The following is a 6276-nucleotide window of genomic DNA, read 5'->3' on the forward strand; positions in this document are numbered from 1 at the left end:
AAATGAATACGACAAAAATCAAAATAAAATTTCTGGGCCTACTATTGACGGCTCTGTTAACTAGTTCTTGTGAAAAATTCCTCACCGTTGACAGTCCGGATGGAGTGTCGGATGAGCAGTGGTGGAATACCGAAACGGATGGATATAACGCCCTGGCAACTGTCTATGCAGGAATTCCGGGAGGCAGTTCCGGACGAAACATCATGTATTATGCCGGGCTTACGGACGAAGCAGTGCAGCGCGGTGACTTTAAAGGCGAATACGATGGCTTCACACGGGGCTTGGCCTCCAGCCGCTGGGGAGTCTCCAGCAGCCTATGGGCAGACGATTATACCTGTATCCGTAGAGCGAATAGATTCTTGGAAAATATAGATGGGGCCTATATTGATGCCGAACTGAAAGAAAGAATGAAGCAGGAGGCAAGGGCACTACGGGCTTATTATCACATGGAACTGATGCTAGTTTTTGGTGATATCCCTTTATTGACTAAACCACTCACACCAACGGAAAATCAATCTTTTCGTACTCCGCAAAAAGAGGTATATGATTTTGTAGTAGCCGAATTGAGAGACTGTGCCACAAAGCTGCCGGCAAGTTATGTAAATGCTGATCGATGGCGCATGACCAGTGGCGTATGTCTCTCCCTGCTATCCCGGCTGGGATTGTACTATAAAGATTTTGAATTAGCCAAAACAACCGCAAAACAGGTGATTGACTCCAAAGTTTATAAACTCTGGATCAGTACAGCAAGTAAAAATGATAGTTATGCCGAGCTCTTTAGCTATGTAGGTGAGCTGAATGATGAACGTATATTCTTTAAGGAAAATGGCTGCTCCAATGCCTGGACTTCTTTTGCGCCGTTTGGGATTGGAGGCGAAACCTATCTCTCACCGACCAATACCGTAGTCAATAATTATGAGACCAAACAGGGTAAAACCATCCAAGAGCTTGGACGCGACTCCATATTGATCTATCAGCAAAATCCAAATTATAAAAATAACAGAGACCCGCGACTGACAGCGTCTGTATTTGTGCCCAATGATAAGTTCCAGAATCAATATACGCTAGATCCATTTTATAATCCGACGGATAAAATTGGCGAGACAAAGTCCACAGCGACGGGCTATTGGATAAAAAAATACATCGACGCCAGAGATAGACAGGCTAAGAGCGGCAGCCTGGATTTTATGATTATCCGCTATGCGGAAATATTGCTCAATTATGCCGAAGCGATGATAGAAACGGGGCAATGGAACAATGCCGAAACTCTTGCGGCTATCAATGAAGTGCGCGCAAGGGCAGCGATGCCTGCCGTTAATAGTGGCATATATGGGACGCAGGCTAAAATGCGTGAACTCATCCGCCGTGAGCGTCAGGCAGAACTGGCTTTCGAAGGTGGCCGTTATTTTGATATCCGCCGTTGGGGGATCGATGAAGCGGTAATGAATGGTGAGGTCTTTGGTGCCACCAACCCCAAAACCGGTGAACTGGTAAGGGTGCAGACCCGGACATACAAAAGAAATAGAGAAGGGCTATGGCCTATTCCAGAGGCAGAAATGATTGCTAACCCCAATATGGTACAAAATCCAAATTATTAAAAGTCCATTACAGATGAGAAAGAAAATAAAGATAATCTTATTCGGCTTACTATTCCTGCAAGTCGGTATGGTAATACATGGATGCCGAAAATCCTATAGCCCAGGTGATTGGGATCTCCTGCCGGAGAAAGAGCCCGAAAAACCGCAGGAACCGGATGATACGCCTACAAAAAGCTTTAAGGTGATGTCCTTAAATATGAATGTGGGTACGACGGTAGCCAACTTTGATGCCATGATGGAACTGATCAAAGAATATGATCCTGACCTTTTGTTTTTGAGACAGGTAGATAGTGCGACCACGAGGGCGGGGAAAGTAGATCGTCCGGGAGTCATTGCTAAGGAATTGCATATGGAATCTTACTTCAAGAAAAATATAGACTACCAGACTGGGGGATTCGGGAATGCAGTATTATCAAAATTTCCGGTCAAAGAAAAGTATAGCCAATTGTTAAGTCGTGAAGATGGGAATACAGCCGAATTACGCAGTATGGCAATGATCAAAGTCGAAGTCGAGAAAGGACATGAGCTTTATTTTGCCGGGACTGAGCTTGATCCTTCGGTAGCCAATAACAGGGCTCTTCAGGTCGTTGATCTGCTCAATGCCACAGAAAAACTGAGCCAACCTGTGATTTTGGTTGGAAATCTAAATGAACAGGAATCTGCAAATGGTCCTGTGCTGTCTTATCTCAAGGGTAGTTTTACCTTCGCCTGCCTAGGTACAGGATGTCCCTGGAATGCACCAAAAGACAAACCTACAGGCGTATTTGACTATATTACATTTAAGAATCTCGACGACAAACTGCAATTGAGCAAATATGGGACTTTCTCCAAATCAGCCAATAACTTTTTACCAATGACTGCTGAATTCAAATTAAAACTTCCAAAATAGACCATAAAATGAAAAAAATTATTCTTGGGGCTTTGGCTCTATTAAATTTATTTAGCTGCAGTGGCGATGAGAAAATAGAACTTACCCCTCCAGCAAAGAAAAAGTTGGTAACCATGACTTATAATATTCACCATGGAGCACCCGAAAATTCGGAAGTGGTCAATCTGGCAAACATTGCTGCGGTAATAAAAAGCAGTGGTGCGGAACTTGTTGCACTTCAGGAAGTGGATGTCAATGTCCCACGCTCGGGCAAAGTCAATCAGGCTGCTGAATTGGCAAAACTATTGGGAATGGAATACCATTTCTCGAAGTCCATTGATTACAATGGAGGAGAATATGGTGTCGCCATATTAAGTAAATATCCAATGTCCAATAAGAGGCGGGAGCTGCTGCCAATGCCGACAGCCGGTGAACAACGAAGTATTGCTCTTGCTACAGTTACCTTGCCCAATGGTAAAAACATCGAATTTGCGGCTACGCATTTTGATCTCAATGTGCCCAATAGGACTGCGCAGGCTGCGTATCTTAATCAGATAAGTGCCGTATTGAGTAAAGAATTGTTTGTGGGGGGAGACTACAATGCCATACCATCAAGCAGTGAAATGCTCAAGCTTAAAGAAGGATTTACCTTGTCTTGCATGGGGAGCTGTCCGCTATCGTTTCCGGTAAGGCAGCCAAGCAAAGCAATAGATTTTGTGATATTTAATCCCAAGGCCGCAAACAGCTATACCCTCGTATCATCTGTTGCGCTGGCGGGCCAATATGCTTCGGATCATCTGCCCGTATCGGTTGTATTCCAATATGATTAGAAAAGGTGCTTGGGTTATAGCAATAGGAGCGCATGAGCAGAATAGCAGATGAAATAACAAAAGGGAATCCGTATTTTGGACTCCCTTTTGCTTAACAATCGACAACTACGGATGGCTAGGATTCCGTGCCTGCCCAGTTTGGGTAGCAGTGAGATCGGACATCGCAGTGGATACATCTTTCTCCAGTGCCGAACTGCTATCTTCATTTTCATCAAATGTCAGTTGGAAAGCACAGTATTGGCCCGAGCTGTTAGGCTGGGCACAATCGTTCGGGTTAGGCGATGTCGAAGGCGCCGACCCAATACTGACAATGCGATAATTAGAAGGGGTGTCACCACCCGAAGGATTAATTTTTACGACATCATACCATACAGACTGTGTTGCAAAAGATTTGGTTTCTTTGCTCGTCTTTACCTCTTTCTCAGCTTTTCCTTCTTTTTCAGTTTTAATACTTTGCGCATTTGCGCTCAGCGAAATTCCTAATGTCATCACACCAATGCTCATGGTGCCGATGATTCTTTTTACTAATGTTTTCATTTCTAATGTTTTTAAGTTTATTATTGTTGCTTATCCTTATTATCCTCCTGGATCGGCCTTGGAGTTGTTCTCTATTGACCGACCGGTACTACCTGAGTCCAATCGATCTGTTATCTTATACCAAATTTAGCCCAGTAATCTGCCCTGGATGTATGAATTTTAGGTAGGTCGTTGTATGATTTTTAGTTTTTACGGATTACCACGAAGGTGTGAAAGGTATTTATGAAGGTGTGAATGACACTTACGAAGGTGTGAACGACACTTGGGAAGGTGTGAACGACACTTGGGAAGGTGTGAATGACACTTAGGAAGGTTTGAACGACACTTGGGAAGGTGTGAATGACGTTTATGAAGGTGGGAATGACACTTGGGAAGGTGTGAATGACGTTTATGAAGGTGGGAATGACACTTGGGAAGGTGTGAACGACACTTGGGAAGGTGTGAACGACACTTGGGAAGGTGTGAATGACACTTGGGAAGGTGTGAACGACACTTGGGAAGGTGTGAATGACACTTGGGAAGGTGTGAACGATACTTGGGAAGGTGTGAATGACACTTGCGAAGGTGTGAATGACATTTACGGAGGTGTGAATGACGTTTATGAAGGCGTGAACGACATTTAAGAAGGTGTGAATGACGTTTATGAAGGCGTGAACGACATTTATGAAGGTGTGAATGACACTTGGGAAGGTGTGAATGACACTTGGGAAGGTGTGAATGACACTTGGGAAGGTGTGAATGACTTGCGAAGGTGTGAATGACATTTGCGAAGGTGTGAACGACATTTGCGAAGGTGTGAACGACATTTGCGAAGGTGTGAATGACGTTTATGAAGGCGTGAACGATATTTATGAAGGTGTGAACGACATTTGCGAAGGTGTGAACGACATTTGCGAAGGTGTGAATGACGTTTATGAAGGTGTGAATGACGTTTATGAAGGTGTGAATGACACTTGGGAAGGTGTGAATGACGTTTATGAAGATGTGAATGACACTTGGGAAGGTGTGAACGACACTTGCGAAGGTGTGAACGACATGGTGTCACTAATTTACATGGGTCGCCAAAAGCACCGTTTTCATTTCCGCTGGGTTGTGGCCAAGCAGGATTAATATTAAGAGATCTTACATAATTTGGAAAAAAGAGATCTCCTGCGTTGCCTGCACTTCCAAAAAATACTTGTTGGTCGATCTATCATAAACTAAATTAGCTTTTGCGAATTCAAGATTACCAACTTTAAAAGTTTTGTCCTCTTTTTTATCACCTTCATACAAGAACTCATGATATGTATACTGTTAAAACAGTAGAAACAACAAAGTATCGGCGCGTGCCCTTAGACTATTGGTATAAATTGCAGCGAGTTTTAATCAAAAATCGTTAACTTTATTTAATCAGCAATAAATGAGTTAATTATGATAAGGCTATTCTTTATACTACTTGTTGTTTTTGTTCTCCATACAGCACTTCGGGCACAAGAAAAATTCGATCCTGTCGCTTGGAAGGCTCCATATACCCTTAGTCTTGATGGCTGGGGAATAGAGCGGTTTCCGATACCCATAGACTTTGCGCCTAATATCCCCTATAAGGGAGTAGAAGATGTACGCTTTGCAACAGGATGGAGTAAACCCGAGAGCGATGAGTATTGGTCTTATGCTTTTCTCTGGTATGTTGAAGGAAGCCAAATTCTTGATACAAAAACAATTGAAAATAACCTGTCCATTTATTTTGATGGACTGGTAAATCGCAATATCGAAAAACGCGCATTACCAAAGGAGTTGATAAAGAAGACGAAAGCAAAATTCCAGAAGCTGACCAAACCCCAAGGTGAAGACGAGTCGACCTTTACTGGAACCATCCAGATGGTAGATTATATGGGCAAACAGCCCATCACACTTCAGGCAATAGTACATCTGAAAAAATGTCCCGGTAACGACCATACGATTATTTTTCATCAGTTCTCACCGCAAGAGAGATCTGCCTCGGTATGGTCAAAGTTGGATGGATTGTGGAATACTTTTCATTGTTCAGAATAGTTTCCGTTCCGATTTTAACATTTTCCCTTTAGTATTTTTTCCATCGGTTAGTTAGAAAACTTCGTAGGTCAACTGCTAAAATGCCGTCAATAGTGTTTCCTGTAAACGAATCCATGGTAATGACCATCTTTGGGTAATTATCGTTGATTTTTTGTAGGTTGCCAAATTCCCGTTCTATAGTTTTTTCCTCCAAAAGTGATAGGGCTACTTGAAGGTATAATTTTTCACCATTTTTTTCCGCGATAAAATCGATTTCGTAGGAAGATAAAATACCAATTTGAACGGCATAACCTTCAGCAAGTAAATGATTGTGAAGTATCCGCCCGACCAAGTGCATATTTTATGAACGCTTTATAATTCCGAGGTTTGCTTAATGAGTTCAAAGGAAAAAAGAGATCAGATGCTGTCGATG

Annotated in this window: 9 protein-coding genes; 7 read left to right on the top strand and 2 right to left on the bottom strand. The window is 42.8% G+C overall.

The window, feature by feature from the left end; translation table 11 throughout:
• Positions 1-2 precede the first annotated feature (2 nt).
• From D7322_RS26175 to D7322_RS26185, 3 genes are read left to right on the top strand one after another with little or no spacing between them, the layout of a single operon-like run.
• Complete coding sequence (locus D7322_RS26175) at positions 3-1598, top strand: RagB/SusD family nutrient uptake outer membrane protein (protein ID WP_121127142.1); 1596 nt, start codon at positions 3-5, stop codon at positions 1596-1598.
• A gap of 13 nt (positions 1599-1611) precedes the next feature.
• The gene (locus D7322_RS26180; protein ID WP_121127143.1) at positions 1612-2487 is read left to right on the top strand and encodes an endonuclease/exonuclease/phosphatase family protein; all 876 of its coding nucleotides are present in this window, start codon (positions 1612-1614) and stop codon (positions 2485-2487) included.
• A gap of 8 nt (positions 2488-2495) precedes the next feature.
• Positions 2496-3296 carry an endonuclease/exonuclease/phosphatase family protein gene (locus D7322_RS26185; RefSeq protein WP_121127144.1) on the top strand — a complete coding sequence of 267 codons (801 nt, stop codon included), beginning with the start codon at positions 2496-2498 and terminating at the stop codon, positions 3294-3296.
• Positions 3297-3401: 105 nt separating this feature from the next.
• Here the strand turns inward: D7322_RS26185 and D7322_RS26190 are convergent, their stop codons facing one another.
• Positions 3402-3833 (bottom strand): hypothetical protein, encoded by a 432-nt coding sequence (locus D7322_RS26190; protein ID WP_121127145.1) that lies wholly within the window; start codon positions 3831-3833, stop codon positions 3402-3404.
• A gap of 314 nt (positions 3834-4147) precedes the next feature.
• Between D7322_RS26190 and D7322_RS26195 the strand changes: the two genes are divergently transcribed.
• From D7322_RS26195 to D7322_RS26205, 4 genes are all read left to right on the top strand, one after another.
• Positions 4148-4456 (top strand): hypothetical protein, encoded by a 309-nt coding sequence (locus D7322_RS26195; RefSeq protein WP_147430549.1) that lies wholly within the window; start codon positions 4148-4150, stop codon positions 4454-4456.
• 6 nt (positions 4457-4462) lie between these two features.
• A complete protein-coding gene (locus D7322_RS29155; RefSeq protein WP_262707669.1) occupies positions 4463-4594 on the top strand; it encodes a hypothetical protein in 132 nt (43 codons plus the stop codon).
• A complete protein-coding gene (locus D7322_RS26200; protein WP_121127147.1) occupies positions 4572-4943 on the top strand; it encodes a hypothetical protein in 372 nt (123 codons plus the stop codon). The genes D7322_RS29155 and D7322_RS26200 overlap by 23 nt, the downstream gene beginning before the upstream one ends.
• Before the next feature lie 300 nt (positions 4944-5243).
• Positions 5244-5864, top strand: a complete 621-nt coding sequence (locus tag D7322_RS26205) for a hypothetical protein (RefSeq protein WP_121127148.1) — start codon at positions 5244-5246, stop codon at positions 5862-5864.
• A gap of 28 nt (positions 5865-5892) precedes the next feature.
• Here D7322_RS26205 and D7322_RS26210 read toward each other — a convergent pair whose 3' ends face one another.
• A complete protein-coding gene (locus D7322_RS26210; RefSeq protein ID WP_121127149.1) occupies positions 5893-6201 on the bottom strand; it encodes an ATP-binding protein in 309 nt (102 codons plus the stop codon).
• Positions 6202-6276 lie beyond the last annotated feature (75 nt).

The organism is Sphingobacterium puteale (assembly GCF_003627955.1).
In the GTDB taxonomy this organism is placed as follows: domain Bacteria; phylum Bacteroidota; class Bacteroidia; order Sphingobacteriales; family Sphingobacteriaceae; genus Sphingobacterium; species Sphingobacterium puteale.